Raw genomic sequence first — 17,248 nt, 5'->3', positions numbered from 1 at the left:
TGTGAACTGGCGTGTATTGACCCAATCCTATACCGCGATCCCGATGATGCTGCTGGCCATTCTGGCCATGATGATATTGCCGTTGCCGGGCTGGCTGCTGGATGCCCTCTTTACCTTCAACATTGTGTTGGCGGTACTGGTGCTGCTGGTCTCCGTATCGGCGCGTCGCCCTCTCGACTTCTCCGTCTTCCCCACGGTGTTGCTGGTGGCAACCCTGATGCGGCTGTCGCTCAACGTGGCCTCGACCCGCGTGGTATTGCTGCATGGCCATGAAGGCCATGAAGCGGCGGGCAAGGTGATTCAGGCATTTGGCGAGGTGGTGATCGGCGGCAACTATGTCGTGGGTCTAGTGGTCTTCGTGATCCTGATGATCATCAACTTTGTGGTGATCACCAAGGGTGGGGAGCGGATCTCCGAGGTGTCTGCCCGCTTTACCCTGGATGCGATGCCGGGCAAGCAGATGGCCATCGATGCCGACCTCAATGCCGGCACCATGGATCAGCATCAGGCGCGGGCACGACGGGACGAGATCGCCCGTGAAGCCGACTTCTACGGGGCGATGGATGGTGCCTCCAAGTTTGTGCGCGGTGATGCGATTGCCGGCATGCTGGTGCTCATCATCAACCTGGTGGGCGGCCTTGCCATCGGTATTTTCCAGCATGCCCTGCCGGTTGCCGAAGCCTTCCAGCGCTATGCTCTGCTGACCATCGGTGACGGTCTGGTGGCCCAGATCCCTTCGCTGCTGATGTCTACCGCTGCCGCCATCATTGTGACTCGGGTCAGCGATGAAGGTGAGATGGCGGATCAGGTGGGTGACCAGATCCTAGCTTCTCCCCGCGTCATCTACACTGCCGCTGCCATCATGCTGGTACTGGGGCTGGTGCCGGGCATGCCGATGCTGGCCTTCCTCAGCTTTGCCGCCGTACTGGCCTGGACTGGTTGGAGCGTGAGCAAGCGGGCGGTCAATACCCCGGATCTGGATGCCGCGCAGGAGCTGGCTCGCCAGATTGCCCAGCCGGAACCACAAGGGCTGGAATGGCAGGATTTGCCGCCGGTCGATACCGTCGCCATCGAACTGGGTTATCGGTTGGTGCCGCTGGCGGAAGCTGACAAAGGCGCCGAGCTGTTGGCCCGGGTGCGCGGTATTCGCAAAACCCTATCGGAGCAGTACGGTTTTCTGCTGCCCGAGATCCGGGTTCGCGACAATTTGCAGCTGCAACCCGATCAGTACCGGATCAAGCTCTCCGGTGTGGCACTGGCGTCCGGCAATGTCGATTGTCAGCGTCTGATGGCCATCAGCAGCGGCGAGACCTATGGCTCGCTGGATGGGGAGCTGACCCAGGATCCTGCATATGGCATGAGCGCAGTCTGGATTTCACCGGAGAACAAGGCCAAGGCATTGAATCTTGGCTATTCGGTGGTGGATTCGGCAACGGTGATCGCGACCCACGCCAGCAAGCTGCTGCGTGAGCAGCTTGATGCCCTCTTCGGTCATGATGAGGTGGGCAAGCTGGGGCAACATCTTGCGGCCCAGTCGCCCCGTTTGGCGGAGGAGCTCAATCTGGCCCTGACCCAGATGCAGCAGTTGCGAGTTTTTCGGCAATTGCTAAAGGAACAGGTCAGTCTGACCGATATACGCACGGTGGCGACGACCCTGCTCGATGCCAGCGAGCTGACCAAGGATCCCGTGCTGCTTGCTTCCGATGTTCGTTGCGCCTTGAAGCGCCAGATTGTGAGACAGGCGATTGGCAGCCGTGATGTGCTTGCCACCTTCACGCTCGATGACCGTCTTGAGCAGACCTTGCTGGCGGCCATGAACCAGTCGCAGCAGCAGGGGAAAATCCAGCTGGACAGTTTTCCGGTTGATCCGCAACTGCTGGCACAGTTGCAGCAAAATATGCCGCTGGTTAAAGAGCAGCTGCAGCAGCAAGGATATGCCCCGGTATTGGTCGTGATGCCGCAACTTAGACCCTTGATCGCGCGTTATGCCCGATCTTTTGCAAAAGGTCTCAAAGTGCTCTCATATAATGAAATACCGGAAGAGTTGAGAGTGGAGGTTATTGGCACGCTAGGCTGAAACTGGGCTGCCATGTTAATAGGCAAATGGGAAGAATATATTCCGCCTATCTACTTGAATTGTAATTGTAAGCCGTTATGATGTGACTGTTTTTGACGCATTCGGTCGTCAAAGATAAATAACAAATATAACAATTCACATGTGTCACTCAGCAGTCACCACTAATTTGGTGCTGTCTTGTCCAAATACGGGCAGTCGCATGAAAAAGGCAAACTGAACTGAAAAGTCAGGACGCAAAGCCTCCGGTCTAAAAGCAGGAATGCTCATGATAGCGGGGTTGCCAAGGCCATTGTTACCGCCTTGATATAACACTGGTTTGATCTAGGTGCTCGTTAGAAGCGCCAGCGTACCTGTGCGTCTTTTATTTCGGCATTTCAGTTCTGTTGATTGTTTTATCCACAATCACGGGTTCGGGTTCATATGCTTTCGGATGTATCTACCAAAAAAAGCTCAAGACCGGCCAGTCTTGGGAAAGATCCCCATTTATTGTTAATCAGCTCATCTATGGCCGATGGGAACGATATTGAAGGAATATTGGCAGCACAGGGATATGCTGTTTCCCGCTGTGACTCTATTCGCAAGTCGAAATTAATTCTCGGCAGTCGTTCCGTTGATTTAATCCTGCTCGACATGGATCTCATGACCGAAGTAGGTCCTCAATTGGTGCATGATTTTAGCGGCATTGATTGCGTGATCCTGGTTAATGAGCGTCAGGCCTACCTTGCGGCAGAAGCGATGCGAGCCGGTGCCATCGACTACATCATCAAGCCCTTCGGGGGGCAGCAGATGCTGGATGTGGTTAAGGGGGCACTGCGTCTGCGGCAGGCCATTCCAGACCTGATCGCCGTCTCGACCATGAGCCTGCAAGTGTTGCAGCTTGCTCGCCGGGCAGCCAAAACGGCAGCCACCATTCTTATCGGGGGTGAGTCGGGAACGGGCAAGGAGCGTCTGGCGCGTTACATCCACGAGATGTCCAGCCGTGCTCACAAGCCGTTTGTCGCCATCAACTGCGCCGCCATTCCCGAGTCCATGCTCGAATCCATTCTGTTTGGCCACAACAAGGGGGCCTTCACCGGCGCGACGGGTTCGCAGCCCGGCAAGTTCGAGCAGGCGCAGGGCGGAACCCTGATGCTCGACGAAATCTCCGAGTTGCCCCTGTCACTGCAGGCAAAGTTGTTGCGGGTTTTGCAGGAGCGTGAGGTGGAGCGCCTCGGTAGTCATCAGACCATCGCGCTGGATGTGCGGATCATCGCCGCCAGCAACAAGGATCTGCGCACCCTGGTGGCAGCCGGCCAGTTCAGGGAAGACCTCTTCTATCGCCTCGATGTGTTGCCGATGAACTGGCCAGCACTGCGCGAGCGTCCCGACGACATATTGCCGCTGGCTGAATATTTCATCGAACGCTATGCGCCCCAGCAGGGGTATCGCCTGAGCGAGAGTGCTCGCAAGCAACTGCTGGCTTATCAGTGGCCGGGCAACGTCAGGGAGCTCGATAACGTCATTCAACGTTCATTAATCATGGCTCGCGGATTGCATATTCAAGCGGTCGATTTGATGCTGCCCAGCTATGTCGCGGAACCCGAACATGGATTGGCGGAAGTCCTTTCCGCCCCGGAAGGGTTGAGCGAGACGCGTCGGCACGCAGAATTTCAATTTGTACTAGAGACCTTGCGCCGCTTCCGTGGCCATCGTACCCGCACGGCAGAAGCGCTCGGGATGACCACCCGGGCTCTGAGATACAAGCTGGCGGCGATGCGTGAGCAGGGCATTGATATCGAGCAGCAGCTTCAAAACTAAGGGATAACGGCGTGAAGATTGAAATGATGTCATCACAGGCAACGCTTCTGCAGCAGATGCAGGAGATGCAACGAGTTGCCACTCAGGCTCCTTCCATCGAATCCAATGATCTCTCGAATGTGTCATTCAGCGACGCCATGCGCGACGTTGTCGGCAGAGTCAACGAACAGCAGAACATGGCTTCAGCCATGATGACGGCTGTTGATGCCGGCCAGAGCGATGATCTGGTCGGGGCCATGGTGGCCAGTCAGAAAGCGGGTCTCAGCTTTTCAGCCCTGATGCAGGTGCGCAACAAGCTGATGACCGGTTTTGACGACATTATGCGCATGCCGCTCTGAGGTAAGTGATGACTGAACTGGTAACGTCCCCGCAAGGGGCTTCGGATTCCTTCAGAACACGCGTGCAGGAGGGCCTTCGCAACTGGCGCAGCCTCTCCCGTGACAATAAATCGATCCTGACGATTGCTCTGCTGGCTGCCATCGTTGCCGGCACAATCGTCGTCATTCTGTGGACGTCCAGCAAAAACTACGTCCCCCTCTACGGCAAGCAGGAGCTCTACGATACCGCCAACATCATGGAGATGCTGGAGAAGGAGCAGGTGCCGTTCCGGCTTGAGAAGAGTTCTGGCCAGATCCTGGTGCCGGAGAATCAGCTGGCCCATGTTCGTATGGCCTTGGCGGCCAGAGGGGTGAGAGCGGCCATGCCGGCGGGTCTGGAGGGGCTGGACAATGTCACCGGCCTTGGCACCAGTGAGTTTATGGAAGGTGCCCGCTATCGCCATGCGCTGGAAGGCGAACTGGCGCGCACCATCATTTCGCTGGATGCGGTACGCAGTGCCCGCGTCCATCTCGCCATTCCCAAACGCACTCTCTTTGTCGGTCGTGACGAGGAGAAGCCAAGTGCATCCGTCATGCTCGATCTGCAGCCCGGTCAGGCCATGGAGCCCGGCCAGGTCGAGGCCATTGCCAACCTGGTGGCAGGCAGTATCTCCGGCATGAAACCGGGAGCGGTCACCATTGTCGATCAGGCTGGCCAGCTGTTGAGTGCCGAACTCGGCGACAAGGCCGGGTTTGGCAAGCAGAGCGTGCAGCAGATGGAGTATGTGCGCAAGCTGGAGCAGTACATTCGTCAGCGTGCCAGCGACATGCTCTATCCCATGCTGGGCACCGGCAACTTCCGGGTGCAGATCGCCGCAGACGTCAACTTCAATGCGGTGGAGGAGACCCAGCAGCAGCTGGATCCACAAGGGGTGGTGACCAAGGAGTCGAGCAAATCGGACAAAACCATCGATGCGCTGGCACTGGGTATCCCTGGCGCACTGTCCAATCGTCCTCCCGAAACGGCGCCCAAAAGTGATCCGGCGACCCAGAATCAGACCGCGGCAGCCACCACGGAAAATCAGAAAAATGACTCCCGCACCGAGCGGCAGGAGGTCAGCAAGCAGTACGAAAACAGCCGCACCATAGTACACACCCGCTATCAGCAGGGACGGCTCGAGAAGATGAACGTCTCCGTACTGCTCAATCATCAGAGCGCCCCGAAAGGTGGCTGGAATGATGAGCAGCTGGCGCAGATCCGGCAGATGGTCGAGCGCTCGGTGGGCTTTGATGAGGCTCGTGGAGATCAGATCAGCCTGCAAGTGTTCGACTTCACCGGCGCTGCGCCGATTGCTCCGCCCGAATCGAGCTGGTGGGAAACCCCTTACTGGCAGGATTCGCTCCGTTATCTGGTGGGTGGTCTGCTTGGTCTGACGCTGGTCTTCTTCGGTATCCGCCCGTTGGTTAAGCATCTGGTTCGCACCCAGCAGGCACCGGACGAAGAGGCGCTCTCTGACGAGCTGGATGATGAGCTGGAGCCGACCGTGGGTCTCTCCATGCGGCGGGATGATGATGTTGCCCTGACGGCGCCGCCGATGAGCAATGGTCTGATCCGTTCCGACAACGAGCGGGAACCGCACTTCTCTTCTCTGGATCTGGAGGCATTGCCGGAGCCGGGTTCCGAGCTGGAAGTACAACTCAAGCATCTGCAGTTGCTGGTTGACAAAGATACCGCTCGGGTAGCGGAAGTGGTGAGAGCATGGGTAAGTGGCAATGAACAACGTTAACCTGAACCAGAAAGCCGTCGATATCGATATCGACAACCTTGAGAAAGCGGCCATCCTGCTGTTGAGCATGGGGACTGAGGCTGCTGCCAAGGTGATGCAAAAGCTCTCCCGCGATGAAGTGCAGCGCCTTATCTCCAAGATGGCCGGTCTCTCCGGCGTCAGTTCGATGGAGGCCCGATGGACCTTGCAGCAGTTCTTCAACCAGTATCGTGAACAGAGCGGGATCGGCAGTGCCTCCCGCGAATATCTGGAACAGACTCTCGACCTGGCCCTTGGTCAGCGTCTCTCCCGCAGCCTGCTCGACAGCCTCTACGGTGACGTGATGAGTCAGGATATCCAGCGGTTGCAGTGGGTACCTGCCGATGTGCTGGCCCGCTTCTTCCGCAATGAGCACCCGCAGATGCAGGCGGTGCTGCTGGCGTTCCTGCCACCCCAGACCGCTTCCGCGGTACTGGATGAGCTGCCCGGCTCGGTACACGACGATCTGCTGGTGCGGGTCGCCAGTCTCAGCAGCGTTAGCGAGCATGTTCTGGGTGAACTCAGGCTGACGCTAGATCGTTGTCTTGCCTATGTTGCTGACCAGTCCGGAGCCAAGGTGAATGGTGTGCGGCAGGTTGCCGATATCCTCAACCGCTATCAGGGCGACAAGGAGCAGATGCTCTCGCTGCTGCGTGAACACGATGGTGACATGGCGCTGGAAATCGAGAAGAACATGTTCGACTTCATGACGTTGCGTCGCCAGAGCGACGAAACCCTGCAGCGTCTGGTGCAGGAGATCCCGAGCGAGCTGCTGGCGCTGGCCCTCAAGAATACCGAGACCAGTTTCCGCAAGGTGGTGCTCGGTGCCATGCCGAAGCGGATGGCTCAGGCACTGGAAGATCAGATCCAGCATCAGGGCAGCGTCTCCTTGCGCAAGGTCGAGCAGGCCCGAGAGGAGATCATGCAACTGGTCCGCGAATTGGTGGAGCAGGGCGAGATCGAGTTCCAGCTGTTCGAAGAACCGACGGTCAGCTAACAGGGGGCATTGATGAGTCACTATGTGCGCAAGTTGATGCCCGGCCCGACCCGGCTCTACCGCTTTCCGGCCTTGGGGCAGAGCGGGGAAGAGGCTCAGAGTCAGCAGGAGCAGTTCGAGTTTGGTTATCAGCAGGGGCTGGAGCAAGGTCACGACGAAGGGTATCAATCCGGATATCAGCAGGGACTGACCAGCGGTCTGGTGGAAGGAGAGGCCAAGGGGCTGCAGCAGGGACAAACCCGCGGCTTCGCTCAGGGTTTGGCGGAGGGGCGCGCCTCTTTCGATCAGGCCATGGTGCCCTTTGCCAAGCTGCAGGAGCAGTGGGAATCCCTGACCCGGGTAAAGATGCAGGAGCAGAAAGCACTGATTGCCCAGCTGGTGGCCCAGGTGGCCAAGCGGGTTATCCAGGCCGAATTTACTCTCAATCCCCAGCAGGTACTCAATCAGGTGGAGCAGGCGCTGGCGACTCTGCCTGCCGCTTCGGAAGAGCTGGTCATCTATCTCAATGAGGGGGATCGCCAGCGTCTGGCCGAACAGGGAGTCACCCGCTGCGAAGGGTGGCCGTTGCAGGTAGACCCCAATCTGGCCATTGGCGATGCTCGCATCGAAACACGAGCAGCGGTGATCGAGGTCAATACCGGCGAGCGCCTTGCCTCCTGCATCGAGCAGCTGAACAGCACGCTGGAACTGCCGCAGCATGCATGAAGCTCTGCAACAGGCGCTCACCTCGGCGCTCGACTGCTTTGACGAGGTGCCCGGTTTTCGCCGCTATGGCCGACTGGTTCGCGTAACGGGGCTGACCCTTGAGGTAATCGGCTGCCAGCTGGTGATGGGGCAGCGCTGCCGGGTCGATACGGCATCCGGCGAGTCTCTGTTGGCGGAGGTGGTGGGTTTCAACCGGGAGATCTCCTATCTGATGCCGCTGCAGCCCATGGGAGGGCTTTACGCCGGAGCCCGGGTGCTGCCAATCGATGGCGAAGAGACAATCAGGGTCGGTGAGCATCTGCTGGGCCGGGTTGTCGATGGTCTGTTGCAGCCGCTGGATGGCCGTCCTCTTCGTGACGAGGGGGAGCGTGTTGCACTCTTCTCTTCTCCGCCCAATCCGCTGCTGCGCACGCCGATCCGTGAACCTCTTGATGTGGGTATCCGTGCCATCAATGGCTTGCTGACGGTTGGCAAGGGGCAGCGACTGGGCCTGTTTGCCGGTTCCGGCGTGGGCAAGAGCATGTTGCTCGGCATGATGACCCGCAACACCACGGCACAGATCGTCATCGTGGGGCTGATTGGTGAACGGGGTCGTGAAGTCCGCGAGTTCATCGAACACAGTCTCGGTGCGGAAGGTCTGGCCCGCTCGGTGGTGGTGGCCGCTCCTGCGGATCAATCCCCTCTGATGCGGTTGCGTGCCGCCCAGCTCTGCCATCGTCTTGCCGAATATTTTCGTGAGCGGGGCCAGGATGTACTGCTATTGATGGACTCCCTCACCCGCTACGCCCAGGCCCAGCGCGAAATCGCACTGGCTATCGGTGAGCCGCCGGCGACGCGCGGCTACCCGCCATCGGTGTTCAGCATGCTGACCCAGCTGGTGGAACGGGCCGGCAACGGTACCCACCCTGATGGCAGCCTGAGTGCCTTTTACACCGTGTTGGCGGAAGGGGATGATCAGCAGGACCCGGTAGTCGACTCGGCCCGTGCCATTCTGGATGGTCACATAGTGCTGACCCGACGTCTGGCGGAAGAGGGGCACTACCCGGCCATCGACATCGGCGCTTCGGTGAGCCGGGTGATGCCGCAAGTGGTGCCGACTGACTGGCAGCAGCTGGCGGTCACCTTGCGTCAGTTGTGGGGGCGCTACCAACAGGTGCGCGAATTGCTGCCGCTCGGTGGCTATCAACCGGGGGCAGATCCACAGATGGACGAAGCGGTACAACGTTACCCGGCCATTGCCGCCTTCCTGCAGCAGGGGATCCATGAAGAGACCCCGCTGGCTCAGGTCGTGGCTGGGCTCAAGCAGGTTCTGGGCAGGTAATCAGAGGTCGCCATGTTGAAATCCTATCTCGGCTTGCAGCAGGAGGCGCTGGAGGCGCTCGGCAAGGAGCGTCAGCGCTTGCGGGAAGAGGCGATAAGGGAAGAGCAGAGAGCCTTGCGGTTGCAGGAGGTGATCGGCTCGCTGAGCCCCGGCTCGGCCACTTTCCATCCCTTGCTGTGGCAGAACAAGCAGCAGATGGATCGCCAGTTGCGTCATTTGCTGGCCCATCAGGTTCAGCAATCGGCACTGGCCAAGCTCGATCTGGAGCGCCATGAAGGAGAGGTGGTCAGGCAGTTTGGTCGGGTCAAAGGGCTGGAGCACCTGCTGGACAAACGTGAGCGAGCCATCAGCCAGCAGCGGGAGCTGCGGGATCAGCGCCAGCTCGACGAGCTTTCCGGCTTGCGCCACCGTCAGCTCAAAGAGGGGAACTAGTCGGGAAAACGCTCCAGCTGGCCGTAAGCATGCTCCTGACCCAGCAGCGTGTTGATGGTCTCTATCTGCCCAGCCAGCAGACGGCCGTTGAGATCGTTCTGGCGCAGACACTGCTGCAACAGCAGTTCGAGTTGTTGCCACTGGCTAGCGACTTTTGGCTGCATGGTGGCAGGCAGTTTGGCAATCAGGGTCGCCATCCCCTTTTCATCCGGTTTCAGTCCCAGAGCGAGCAGATGGTGGCAACGTTGCTGAGCCTGTTTTTGCACATCGGCCATCAGCCTTGTCTGCTGCTGGTTGTGGGTTGCCAGTCCATCGACATCGTGCGCTGCCAGCAAGCCGTGCTGGCGCAGCAACAGGCTCTGCAGCTCGGCGTAGCGGCTGCAATCTTGCTGGATGCCCAGGATCAGCTCCTTGATCCGCTGCTTCGGCTCCATGCTCATCGGCGATGCATGTCCAGAATGGCCTGACCCAGTGCATCCATATCGAGTTCCAGTTTTCCTTCGCTGATGGCCTGACGGATCCGGTTCACTTTTTCCATATCCACGTCGGATGTGGTGGCAAGCTGGGCTCTCGCCTGATTGACAACCTGTGCCGTGCTGCTGATCTGGGCGTCAGCCTTGGTAGCGCGCGCCTCGACTTGGGCTGGCGCGCCATCCTGCTTGCGTTGCAACTGGGTCTGAACGTAGAGCGGGTCGGTGCGTGTGATTTTCATAACGTCAATTCCTGGTGGTCTATCTCTGCAAAGCGACCCAAGGTCGGCCTAACTTGAATAAAAACCCTTATACGGGTTCAAAAACGGGTTTCGACTTCCCCTTTTGCGATGACCCAGGCCTGGATCTCTTTGCCTGAGCTGCTGTTGCGTACCTTGATGCCATCGCCGATGGCGCCGCTTGCCAATGCCGTGCCGCGGGTTGTGGCCGAGAATCCACCCTGACCGGCCCGGATCAATACCCCTTCACCCTCCTTCACCGCCCAGGCCTTCTGCAGGTCCAGTTCGCCAATCAACTGCCCCATCCTGAGATTGCGATTGGCCTTGCTGCCTGTCAGCGACTCGGTGACGGGAATGAAGCCTCGCTGCAGTCTGCTGACATCCAGAGACTCCTCGACGAGGTCCGCTGCCTGAATGGTCTGGCCTTTCCGGATCTCCCGGGCCGTCATCCAGACTGGCAGCATGAGCGTGACCTCGACCCGGGCTCTCAGTTGCCAGGAGGGGTTGGCACACTCGACCAGGTAGGGGCGACGACCCCACGGCTGGCGATATTGGCCCCCTGCCTGCAAGCGGATCTCTTGCTGGCAGGGAGGAAGGTGTTCCACCGCCGGAGAGATCCACACCTGATAGTCCACCTCCGGGATTGCCCAGCCCTGTTGTTGCAGGTAGGCATGCAGGGTCTGACTTGCATCCTCCCTGAGGCGGGCACCGACCTGTTGCGACAGCTCGCCGGGTTCAGCGTGCAGCGGGCTTGCCAGCATCAGCAGCCAGAAGAGGCCTGATCGCTTCCATACGGGAAACGGTACTTCCCCTTTTGTCAATGTGATCAGCCAGGGGCAGCGCTGCATCCGGCGCAAATAAGGGATCTTCATGATTGGCATGAGTCTTGATAACAAGTGCACCGGTCTGACTGATTCATAAAAGGATGAAGCATGAGTATCTCATTTGACAGCGCTCTTGGCGTACACCCTTATGCCCTTGATATTCGGGCTGATCGGGCGCGTATTCTGGCCGGGAATCTGGCCAATGTGGATACCCCCGGCTATCTGGCCCGGGACGTCGATTATAAGACGATTCTTGGCCGTGTCGCACAGCAAGTTGCGGCAGGCGAGGAGAGCGCTGCCATCAGTCAGGGCACCATGGCTGACGATATGCAGCATCCGCTATATCGCATCCCCTATCAGGCATCCATGGATGGCAATACCGCTGAGCTCAGCGTCGAGCAGAGCAAGTTTGCCAACAATGCCACGGATTTCCAGACCAGCCTGACCTTCCTGAATATGAAAATCACCGGGATCGCCAAAGCGATCGAGGGGCGTTAATCATGTCGTTCAACCGAATCTATGACATCGCCGGCAGTGCCATGCGGGCACAAACCGTGCGACTCGATACCGTCGCTTCCAACCTGGCGAACGTGGACAGTGCAGCCGGCAGTGAAGATGCCGCGTTTCGCGCCATCAAGCCGGTTTTCTCCACTCTCTATCAGCGCGTGCAGGATGCAGAGGCGCTGGGGTCTGCACAGGTTCAGATTGCCGGCATAGTGCAGTCCGATCGTCAGGTCGAGAAGCGTCTCGAACCGACCAACCCGATCGCCGATAAAGACGGCTTTGTTTACTACTCCAACGTCAATGCGGTGGAGGAGATGGCCGACATGATGAGTGCCTCCCGCGGTTTCGAAACCTCGGTCGAGGTGATCAATCGCATCAACAGCATGCAGCAGGGTCTGCTGCGTCTTGGTCAGGGGGTCTAAGCCGTGAGTCTGCCTCAGGTAAGCACCCTTGATACCGCCCGTGGTGCCAGCCAGCGCTCTGCCACCCCGGATATCGCCCCCAACAATGCGGCGGCGGGCTCTGCCACTGGCCAGAGTGCCCAGAGCGGCATGCAACTGCGCAACGAATTTCTGCAGATGATGGTGGCCCAGATCCAGAACCAGGACCCCACCAACCCGCTGGATGGCGCCCAATATGTCACCCAGCTGGCCCAGTTCAGCATGGTGGAAGGGGTCGAGAGCCTGAAGCTGCTGCAGCAGAAGTCCATCAACATGATGGATACCCAGCAGGTACTGCAGAGTACCGACCTTATCGACAAAGAGGTGATGGTACCGAGCAAGACCCTGACCAAGAGCGATGACAAAGCCATTCGCGGTCAGGTCGAACTGGCGGGCGCCGCCGATCAGGTCGAGCTCAAGGTTTATGACGAGCATGGCACCCTGGTTGCGACCAAGAGTTGGGGTGAAAGCAAGGCTGGCGGGCTGGATTATGAACTGCCGGAGCTGCCCGCCGGTGAGTACAGCTTCGAGGTCAAGGCATCCCTCAACGGGGTTGCCACCACGTCCAAAAACTATGTCGCCAGCAAGGTGGATCGCGTCACCCTGCCCGGCACGGGCGAGATCATGTTGCAGGTCGCTGGCGTGGGTGACGTCCCCCTCTTCAGTGCCATTCAGTTCGGCAAATCGGCGTAATCAAACAGGAGCGAAATTGTGTCTTTCAGTATCGGATTGAGCGGCCTGCGCGCCGTAAACCAGGAATTGAGCGTTATCAGCAACAACGTGGCCAACGCCAGTACCGCAGGCTTCAAATCGAGCCGTGCCGAGTTTGCTGCCATCTATGGTGGCGGTCAGGCGGGCGGGGTTGAGATGAACAACGTATCCCAGAACTTTGACCGCAATGGTGACGTGATGCGTACCGGCCGTGGTCTGGATCTGGCCATCTCCGGCAGCGGTTTCTTCGTGCTCAAGGACAGCAACGGCCAGACCTCCTACACCAGAGCCGGCATGTTCCAGCGTGACCCGAACAACTACCTGACGGCCGCCAACGGCACCCGTTTGCAGGGCTATACCACCAATGATGCCGGTGAGCTGCAATCCGGGGTGATCGGTGACATCCAGGTCAAAGCCGGCAGCCTGCCTGCCAAGGCATCCGACAAGCTGGAGTTCGTCGCCAACCTGAAGGCGGATGCCAGCGTGATCGATCCGGCTCTTCACCCCTTCGATCCAGCCAAGTCAGACAGCTTCAGCTACTCCCAATCCAGCAAGGTCTATGACTCGCTCGGGGTTGAGCACACCGTCACCCAGTATTTTGTCAAAACGGCACCCAATGAGTGGGCCGTGCATTACACATTCAATGGCACTGATATCACCCCTGCTGGCGGGGCCAAGATGAAATTCACCGCTGATGGCAAGCTGGATACGGGGGCTTCGACCATTCCTGCCAATTTGGCGCTGGCACCCGCGGGCGCCTCTCCAATTGCCCTGCAACTGGATATGAGTCGAGTCAGTCAGTACGCCTCCGATTTCAATGCCACTCGTAACCAGTCCAACGGCTATACCGCGGGCGATTTGACCGGTGTTCGGGTGGATGCCGATGGCGGCGTCTTCGCCACCTTTACCAACGGCCAGAGCCTGAAGCAGGGGCAGGTGGTGATGGCGAACTTCGCCAATCCCAACGGTCTGCTGCAGACCAACAACACCACCTGGCAGCAGTCCTTCAGCTCCGGTCAACCGGTGCTGGGGGCGCCGGGCTCCGGCACCATGGGTCAACTGACAGCAGGGGCTTACGAGAGCTCCAACGTCGACCTGACCGGTGAGCTGGTCAGCCTGATGACCTCCCAGCGCAACTATCAGGCCAACGCCAAGACCATCAGCTCAGCTGACAAGATGACCCAGGTTCTCTTCAACTCCTTCTAAGGGCTGACCCGTGGAAAAGCTTATCTATACCGCCATGTCAGGGGCGCAACATACCCTGATGGCCCAGCAAATCCGGGCCAATAACCTGGCCAACGTCAACACCGCCGGCTTTCGTGCTGACTTCGAGCGGGTGTCGGCCTATGCCCTGAGCGGTGATGGTTACCCCAGCCGGGTCATGGCTCGCGAAGAGATGGCCGGCACCGACTTCAAGCCGGGCGCGCTGATGCAGACCGGGCGCAAGCTGGACGTGGCCATTCGCGGTGAAGGCTTTATCACGGTGCAGACCGCAGATGGCAAAGAGGCCTACACCCGGGCCGGCAATCTGGAGAGCGATGCCGACGGGCTGTTGACCCTCAACGGTCGCCCCGTGCTGGGCGATGGTGGGGAAATGGTACTTCCTGCCTATCGGGATCTCAGTTTTGGCAAGGATGGTTCGCTCAGCATCACGCCGCCCGGCGGCGGTGCCCGTCTCGACGTGGGACGCCTCAAGCTGGTCAACCCGGATCCCGCCGAGCTGGTCAAGGGGCAGGATGGCCTCTTCCGCTTGCGACAGGGGGGGGATGCCGAGACCAGCGAGCAGGTCGTACTGGCTTCCGGTTTTCTGGAGGGGGCGAACGTGAATGCGGTCGATGAGCTGATCAGCAGCATGTCGCTGACCCGCAACTTCGAGCTGCAGGTCAAGCTGATGAAGACCGCGGACGAACAGGCCAGACAAGGGGCCCGGCTGATTTCCGGTCAGGGTTAATCATGAACGGGACGAGCAGTTTGGTGCATCGTCCCGCTGAGAGATGCTTCGGCATCCGAATGAATCAGGTGGAGAGACAAAGATGCATGCAGCACTTTGGGTAAGCAAGACGGGTCTGTCGGCCCAAGATGCCAAGATGGCCAGCATTTCCAACAACCTGGCCAACGTCAACACGGTTGGTTTCAAGCGTGATCGGGTTGCCTTTGAAGATCTGTTCTATCAGGTGCAGCGTCAGCCGGGGGCACAACAGGATCAGCAGAACCTCTCGCCCATCGGCATCCAGATGGGTAATGGTGTGCGTGTGGTCGGTACCCAGAAGGTCTTTACCCCGGGTCAGTTCCAGAACACCAATCAGGAGCTGGATATGGCAGTGGTCGGCGCCGGCTTCTTCAGTGTCGAGCGCCCCGATGGCGAGACTGCCTACACCCGCAATGGTCAGTGGCATCGCAATGCGGAAGGAATGCTGGTCAACGCTGATGGTCTGCCGATGCAGCCGCAGATCCAGATCCCGGACAACGCTACCAAGATCTCCATCGGTACCGACGGTACCGTGAGTGCCACCTTGCCGGGTCAGCAGGAGAATGTGGAGCTGGGACGCATCACCCTGACCAACTTCTCCAACCCGGCTGGTCTCGAGGCGCTTGGTGGCAACCTCTATCGCGCAACTGGCGCATCCGGTGAAGCCATCGAAGGGGTGCCCGGTGAAGAGGCGATGGGGGCCATCAAGCAGTTCACGCTGGAGAGCTCCAACGTCAACGTGGTGGAGGAGATGGTGGACATGATCACCACCCAGCGAGCCTACGAGATGAATGCCAAGGTGGTCTCTTCCGCCGACCAGATGCTCAAGTTTGTCACTCAAGCGCTGTGATGATGAAGATGATGTGGCGTTACCTGTGGGTCGTGCTGTTGCTGGGTGGCTGCGCGACCTATGAGCTCAAGGCTCCGGAGCCGGGCGAGGAGAAGTGGGCGCCTTCACGGCCCATGCAGTCTGCCTCGGCCCGGGGGGAAGATGGCAGTCTGTATCGTGGCGACTACATGATGACCCTGTTTCAGGATCGTCGCGCCTATCGTATCGGCGACATTCTGACCGTGGTGCTGGAAGAGCGTACCCAGTCGAGCAAGAAAGCCAACACCAGCATGAGCAAGAACAGCAGCATGAATGTGCCAGCCCCTTCCATCGGTGGCAAACTGCGCCCTGACTGGGGGGCGACCCTCAGTGCCGACCGGGATTTTGATGGTGGAGCGACATCCAGCCAGCAGAATACCCTGGCCGGTTCCATCACGGTGACGGTGGCCGAAGTGATGCCCAACGGCGTGCTCGGTATCCGCGGCGAGAAGTGGATCCGTCTCAATCAGGGTGATGAGTACATCCGTCTGGGCGGCATGGTGCGGGTTGAGGATATCGACCAGAGCAACCGCATCTCGTCCCAGCGCATCGCCGATGCCCGCATCACTTATGCTGGCCGTGGTGCGCTTGCCGACAGCAACCAGATGGGTTGGCTGGGGCGCTTCTTCAGCTCCGCATTTGCACCGTTTTGAGGTCTTACATGAACAGATGGGTTATCGCCCTGCTTTGCCTCTGCCTGCCATGGTGGGTGAATGCCGCTCCTGCCGCCAAGCGGTCACTGCTTGATATTGCCGACGTGCAGGGGATGCGAACCAACCAGCTGGTTGGTTACGGTCTGGTGGTGGGGTTGTCCGGCACCGGCGACAAGAGCCAGGTGAAGTTTACCGGTCAGTCGATGGCCAACATGCTCAAGCAGTTTGGCGTGCAACTGCCGGATGATATCGATCCCAAGCTCAAGAACGTCGCTGCGGTATCTGTGCAGGCAACCCTGCCGGCACTGGCTGGCAAGGGGCAGCTGGTGGACGTAACCGTCACCTCGATTGGCGATGCCAAGAGTCTGCGTGGCGGCTCGCTGCTGTTGACCCCCTTGCGCGGTATCGATGGTGAAGTGTATGCGGTGGCCCAGGGCAATCTGGTGGTGGCCGGGGTCAAGGCCGAGGGGCAGTCCGGCTCTTCGGTGACCATCAACGTACCGACGGCGGGGATCATTCCCAATGGCGCCATCATTGAGCGGGAAGTGGCCAGCAATTTTGCCGACAAACCCGAAGTGACGCTTAATCTGCATCAGCCTAACTTCAAGACGGCCCGCAATGTGGAGCGGGCCATCAATCACCAGCTGGGGCCGGTTGCCAAAGCGGTCAGTGCCGGTCGCATTCAGATTGCAGCCCCCCGTGACGAGAGCCAGCGCATCTCGTTCATGGCATTGCTGCAGGACGTACAGGTCGACATGGGGCAGGAGCGACCCAAGGTGGTATTCAACAGCCGTACCGGTACCGTGGTAATGGGGCAGGGGGTCAAGGTGCACAAGGCGGCGGTCAGCCACGGCAGCCTGACGGTGACCATTGGCGAGAGCCAGACCGTCAGCCAGCCCAATCCCTTCTCCAATGGACAGACCACCACGACCCCCAACTCGAAGATCCAGGTGGATCGCGAACGGAACAACATGTTTGTCTGGCCTGATGGCACTTCGCTTGAGGTGATCGTCAAGGCCGTCAACTCGCTTGGGGCAACGCCCGATGATGTTATGGCCATTTTGCAGGCGCTCGATGAGGCTGGTGCCCTCGAGGGAGAGCTGGTGGTCATCTAAGGAT

General features: G+C 59.2%; 19 protein-coding genes and 1 riboswitch. Of the genes, 16 read left to right on the top strand and 3 right to left on the bottom strand.

Annotated features, from left to right (window positions below):
* Nucleotide 1: 1 nt before the first annotated feature.
* The 8 genes from lfhA to lfiJ all read left to right on the top strand — a co-directional run bounded on the left by lfhA (nt 2) and on the right by lfiJ (nt 9,451).
* Entirely contained in the window at nt 2-2,077 is a 2,076-nt protein-coding gene (gene lfhA / locus NOM67_RS13860) for a lateral flagellar biosynthesis protein LfhA (RefSeq protein WP_033115427.1), read from the top strand.
* A 197-nt stretch (nt 2,078-2,274) separates the two neighbouring features.
* Nucleotides 2,275-2,362, top strand: a riboswitch (cyclic di-GMP riboswitch).
* 249 nt (nt 2,363-2,611) lie between these two features.
* Entirely contained in the window at nt 2,612-3,874 is a 1,263-nt protein-coding gene (gene lafK, locus NOM67_RS13855) for a lateral flagellar response regulator transcription factor LafK (protein WP_269747690.1), read from the top strand.
* A gap of 11 nt (nt 3,875-3,885) precedes the next feature.
* Entirely contained in the window at nt 3,886-4,212 is a 327-nt protein-coding gene (lfiE, locus tag NOM67_RS13850) for a lateral flagellar hook-basal body complex protein LfiE (protein WP_082035417.1), read from the top strand.
* Between the two features lie 17 nt (nt 4,213-4,229).
* The gene (gene fliFL, locus NOM67_RS13845; protein WP_255938201.1) at nt 4,230-5,978 is read left to right on the top strand and encodes a lateral flagellar M-ring protein FliFL; all 1,749 of its coding nucleotides are present in this window, start codon (nt 4,230-4,232) and stop codon (nt 5,976-5,978) included.
* On the top strand, nt 5,965-6,993 hold the full coding sequence (fliGL, locus tag NOM67_RS13840) for a lateral flagellar motor switch protein FliGL (protein WP_033115424.1): 1,029 nt from the start codon (nt 5,965-5,967) through the stop codon (nt 6,991-6,993). The genes fliFL and fliGL overlap by 14 nt, the downstream gene beginning before the upstream one ends.
* A gap of 12 nt (nt 6,994-7,005) precedes the next feature.
* The gene (gene lfiH, locus NOM67_RS13835) at nt 7,006-7,698 is read left to right on the top strand and encodes a lateral flagellar assembly protein FliH (RefSeq protein ID WP_156853737.1); all 693 of its coding nucleotides are present in this window, start codon (nt 7,006-7,008) and stop codon (nt 7,696-7,698) included.
* Complete coding sequence (gene lfiI / locus NOM67_RS13830; protein ID WP_041210148.1) at nt 7,691-9,019, top strand: lateral flagellar FliI-like assembly ATPase LfiI; 1,329 nt, start codon at nt 7,691-7,693, stop codon at nt 9,017-9,019. The genes lfiH and lfiI overlap by 8 nt, the downstream gene beginning before the upstream one ends.
* Before the next feature lie 12 nt (nt 9,020-9,031).
* Complete coding sequence (gene lfiJ / locus NOM67_RS13825; protein ID WP_041210149.1) at nt 9,032-9,451, top strand: lateral flagellar protein LfiJ; 420 nt, start codon at nt 9,032-9,034, stop codon at nt 9,449-9,451.
* Here lfiJ and lfgN read toward each other — a convergent pair.
* The 3 genes from lfgN to lfgA form a co-directional block, all read right to left on the bottom strand.
* On the bottom strand, nt 9,448-9,891 hold the full coding sequence (gene lfgN, locus NOM67_RS13820) for a lateral flagellar protein LfgN (protein WP_104015876.1): 444 nt from the start codon (nt 9,889-9,891) through the stop codon (nt 9,448-9,450). The genes lfiJ and lfgN overlap by 4 nt on opposite strands.
* Nucleotides 9,888-10,163 carry a flagellar biosynthesis anti-sigma factor FlgM gene (gene flgM, locus NOM67_RS13815; protein WP_033115419.1) on the bottom strand — a complete coding sequence of 92 codons (276 nt, stop codon included), beginning with the start codon at nt 10,161-10,163 and terminating at the stop codon, nt 9,888-9,890. The genes lfgN and flgM overlap by 4 nt, the downstream gene beginning before the upstream one ends.
* Nucleotides 10,164-10,240: 77 nt before the next feature.
* Nucleotides 10,241-11,032 carry a lateral flagellar basal body P-ring formation protein LfgA gene (gene lfgA, locus NOM67_RS13810; RefSeq protein WP_305121673.1) on the bottom strand — a complete coding sequence of 264 codons (792 nt, stop codon included), beginning with the start codon at nt 11,030-11,032 and terminating at the stop codon, nt 10,241-10,243.
* A gap of 60 nt (nt 11,033-11,092) precedes the next feature.
* Here lfgA and lfgB point away from each other — a divergent pair, with 60 nt between their 5' ends.
* The 8 genes from lfgB (at nt 11,093) to fgIL (ending at nt 17,244) form a co-directional block, all read left to right on the top strand.
* The gene (gene lfgB, locus NOM67_RS13805; RefSeq protein WP_033115417.1) at nt 11,093-11,482 is read left to right on the top strand and encodes a lateral flagellar basal body rod protein LfgB; all 390 of its coding nucleotides are present in this window, start codon (nt 11,093-11,095) and stop codon (nt 11,480-11,482) included.
* A 2-nt stretch (nt 11,483-11,484) separates the two neighbouring features.
* A complete protein-coding gene (gene flgCL / locus NOM67_RS13800) occupies nt 11,485-11,910 on the top strand; it encodes a lateral flagellar basal body rod protein FlgCL (protein ID WP_033115416.1) in 426 nt (141 codons plus the stop codon).
* A gap of 3 nt (nt 11,911-11,913) precedes the next feature.
* Entirely contained in the window at nt 11,914-12,621 is a 708-nt protein-coding gene (locus NOM67_RS13795; RefSeq protein ID WP_041210153.1) for a flagellar hook assembly protein FlgD, read from the top strand.
* A gap of 18 nt (nt 12,622-12,639) precedes the next feature.
* A complete protein-coding gene (gene flgEL / locus NOM67_RS13790; protein ID WP_255937976.1) occupies nt 12,640-13,845 on the top strand; it encodes a lateral flagellar hook protein FlgEL in 1,206 nt (401 codons plus the stop codon).
* A gap of 10 nt (nt 13,846-13,855) precedes the next feature.
* On the top strand, nt 13,856-14,590 hold the full coding sequence (lfgF, locus tag NOM67_RS13785) for a lateral flagellar basal-body rod protein LfgF (protein ID WP_033115413.1): 735 nt from the start codon (nt 13,856-13,858) through the stop codon (nt 14,588-14,590).
* Nucleotides 14,591-14,672: 82 nt separating this feature from the next.
* The gene (lfgG, locus tag NOM67_RS13780; protein ID WP_033115412.1) at nt 14,673-15,458 is read left to right on the top strand and encodes a lateral flagellar basal-body rod protein LfgG; all 786 of its coding nucleotides are present in this window, start codon (nt 14,673-14,675) and stop codon (nt 15,456-15,458) included.
* Complete coding sequence (gene flgH / locus NOM67_RS13775; protein WP_033115411.1) at nt 15,458-16,129, top strand: flagellar basal body L-ring protein FlgH; 672 nt, start codon at nt 15,458-15,460, stop codon at nt 16,127-16,129. The genes lfgG and flgH overlap by 1 nt, the downstream gene beginning before the upstream one ends.
* Before the next feature lie 8 nt (nt 16,130-16,137).
* Nucleotides 16,138-17,244 carry a lateral flagellar basal body P-ring FlgIL gene (fgIL, locus tag NOM67_RS13770; protein ID WP_255937972.1) on the top strand — a complete coding sequence of 369 codons (1,107 nt, stop codon included), beginning with the start codon at nt 16,138-16,140 and terminating at the stop codon, nt 17,242-17,244.
* Nucleotides 17,245-17,248: the final 4 nt, after the last annotated feature.

It is taken from the genome of Aeromonas sp. SG16, assembly GCF_024436135.1.
Classification (GTDB): Bacteria; Pseudomonadota; Gammaproteobacteria; order Enterobacterales; family Aeromonadaceae; genus Aeromonas; species Aeromonas jandaei.
The sequence above is the reverse complement of the archived record's forward strand: the minus strand, read 5'-3'. Positions and strand labels throughout refer to the sequence as shown.

Excerpts from the sequence above, each read along its gene's own strand:
- fliGL (WP_033115424.1), top strand. The coding sequence starts at position 5,965 with ATGAACAACGTTAACCTGAACCAGAAAGCCGTCGATATCGATATCGAC.
- lfiH (WP_156853737.1), top strand. The coding sequence starts at position 7,006 with ATGAGTCACTATGTGCGCAAGTTGATGCCCGGCCCGACCCGGCTCTAC.
- lfiI (WP_041210148.1), top strand. The coding sequence starts at position 7,691 with ATGCATGAAGCTCTGCAACAGGCGCTCACCTCGGCGCTCGACTGCTTT.
- lfiJ (WP_041210149.1), top strand. The coding sequence starts at position 9,032 with ATGTTGAAATCCTATCTCGGCTTGCAGCAGGAGGCGCTGGAGGCGCTC.
- lfgN (WP_104015876.1), bottom strand. The coding sequence starts at position 9,891 with ATGAGCATGGAGCCGAAGCAGCGGATCAAGGAGCTGATCCTGGGCATC.
- flgM (WP_033115419.1), bottom strand. The coding sequence starts at position 10,163 with ATGAAAATCACACGCACCGACCCGCTCTACGTTCAGACCCAGTTGCAA.
- lfgA (WP_305121673.1), bottom strand. The coding sequence starts at position 11,032 with ATGAAGATCCCTTATTTGCGCCGGATGCAGCGCTGCCCCTGGCTGATC.
- lfgB (WP_033115417.1), top strand. The coding sequence starts at position 11,093 with ATGAGTATCTCATTTGACAGCGCTCTTGGCGTACACCCTTATGCCCTT.
- flgCL (WP_033115416.1), top strand. The coding sequence starts at position 11,485 with ATGTCGTTCAACCGAATCTATGACATCGCCGGCAGTGCCATGCGGGCA.
- lfgG (WP_033115412.1), top strand. The coding sequence starts at position 14,673 with ATGCATGCAGCACTTTGGGTAAGCAAGACGGGTCTGTCGGCCCAAGAT.
- flgH (WP_033115411.1), top strand. The coding sequence starts at position 15,458 with ATGATGAAGATGATGTGGCGTTACCTGTGGGTCGTGCTGTTGCTGGGT.
- fgIL (WP_255937972.1), top strand. The coding sequence starts at position 16,138 with ATGAACAGATGGGTTATCGCCCTGCTTTGCCTCTGCCTGCCATGGTGG.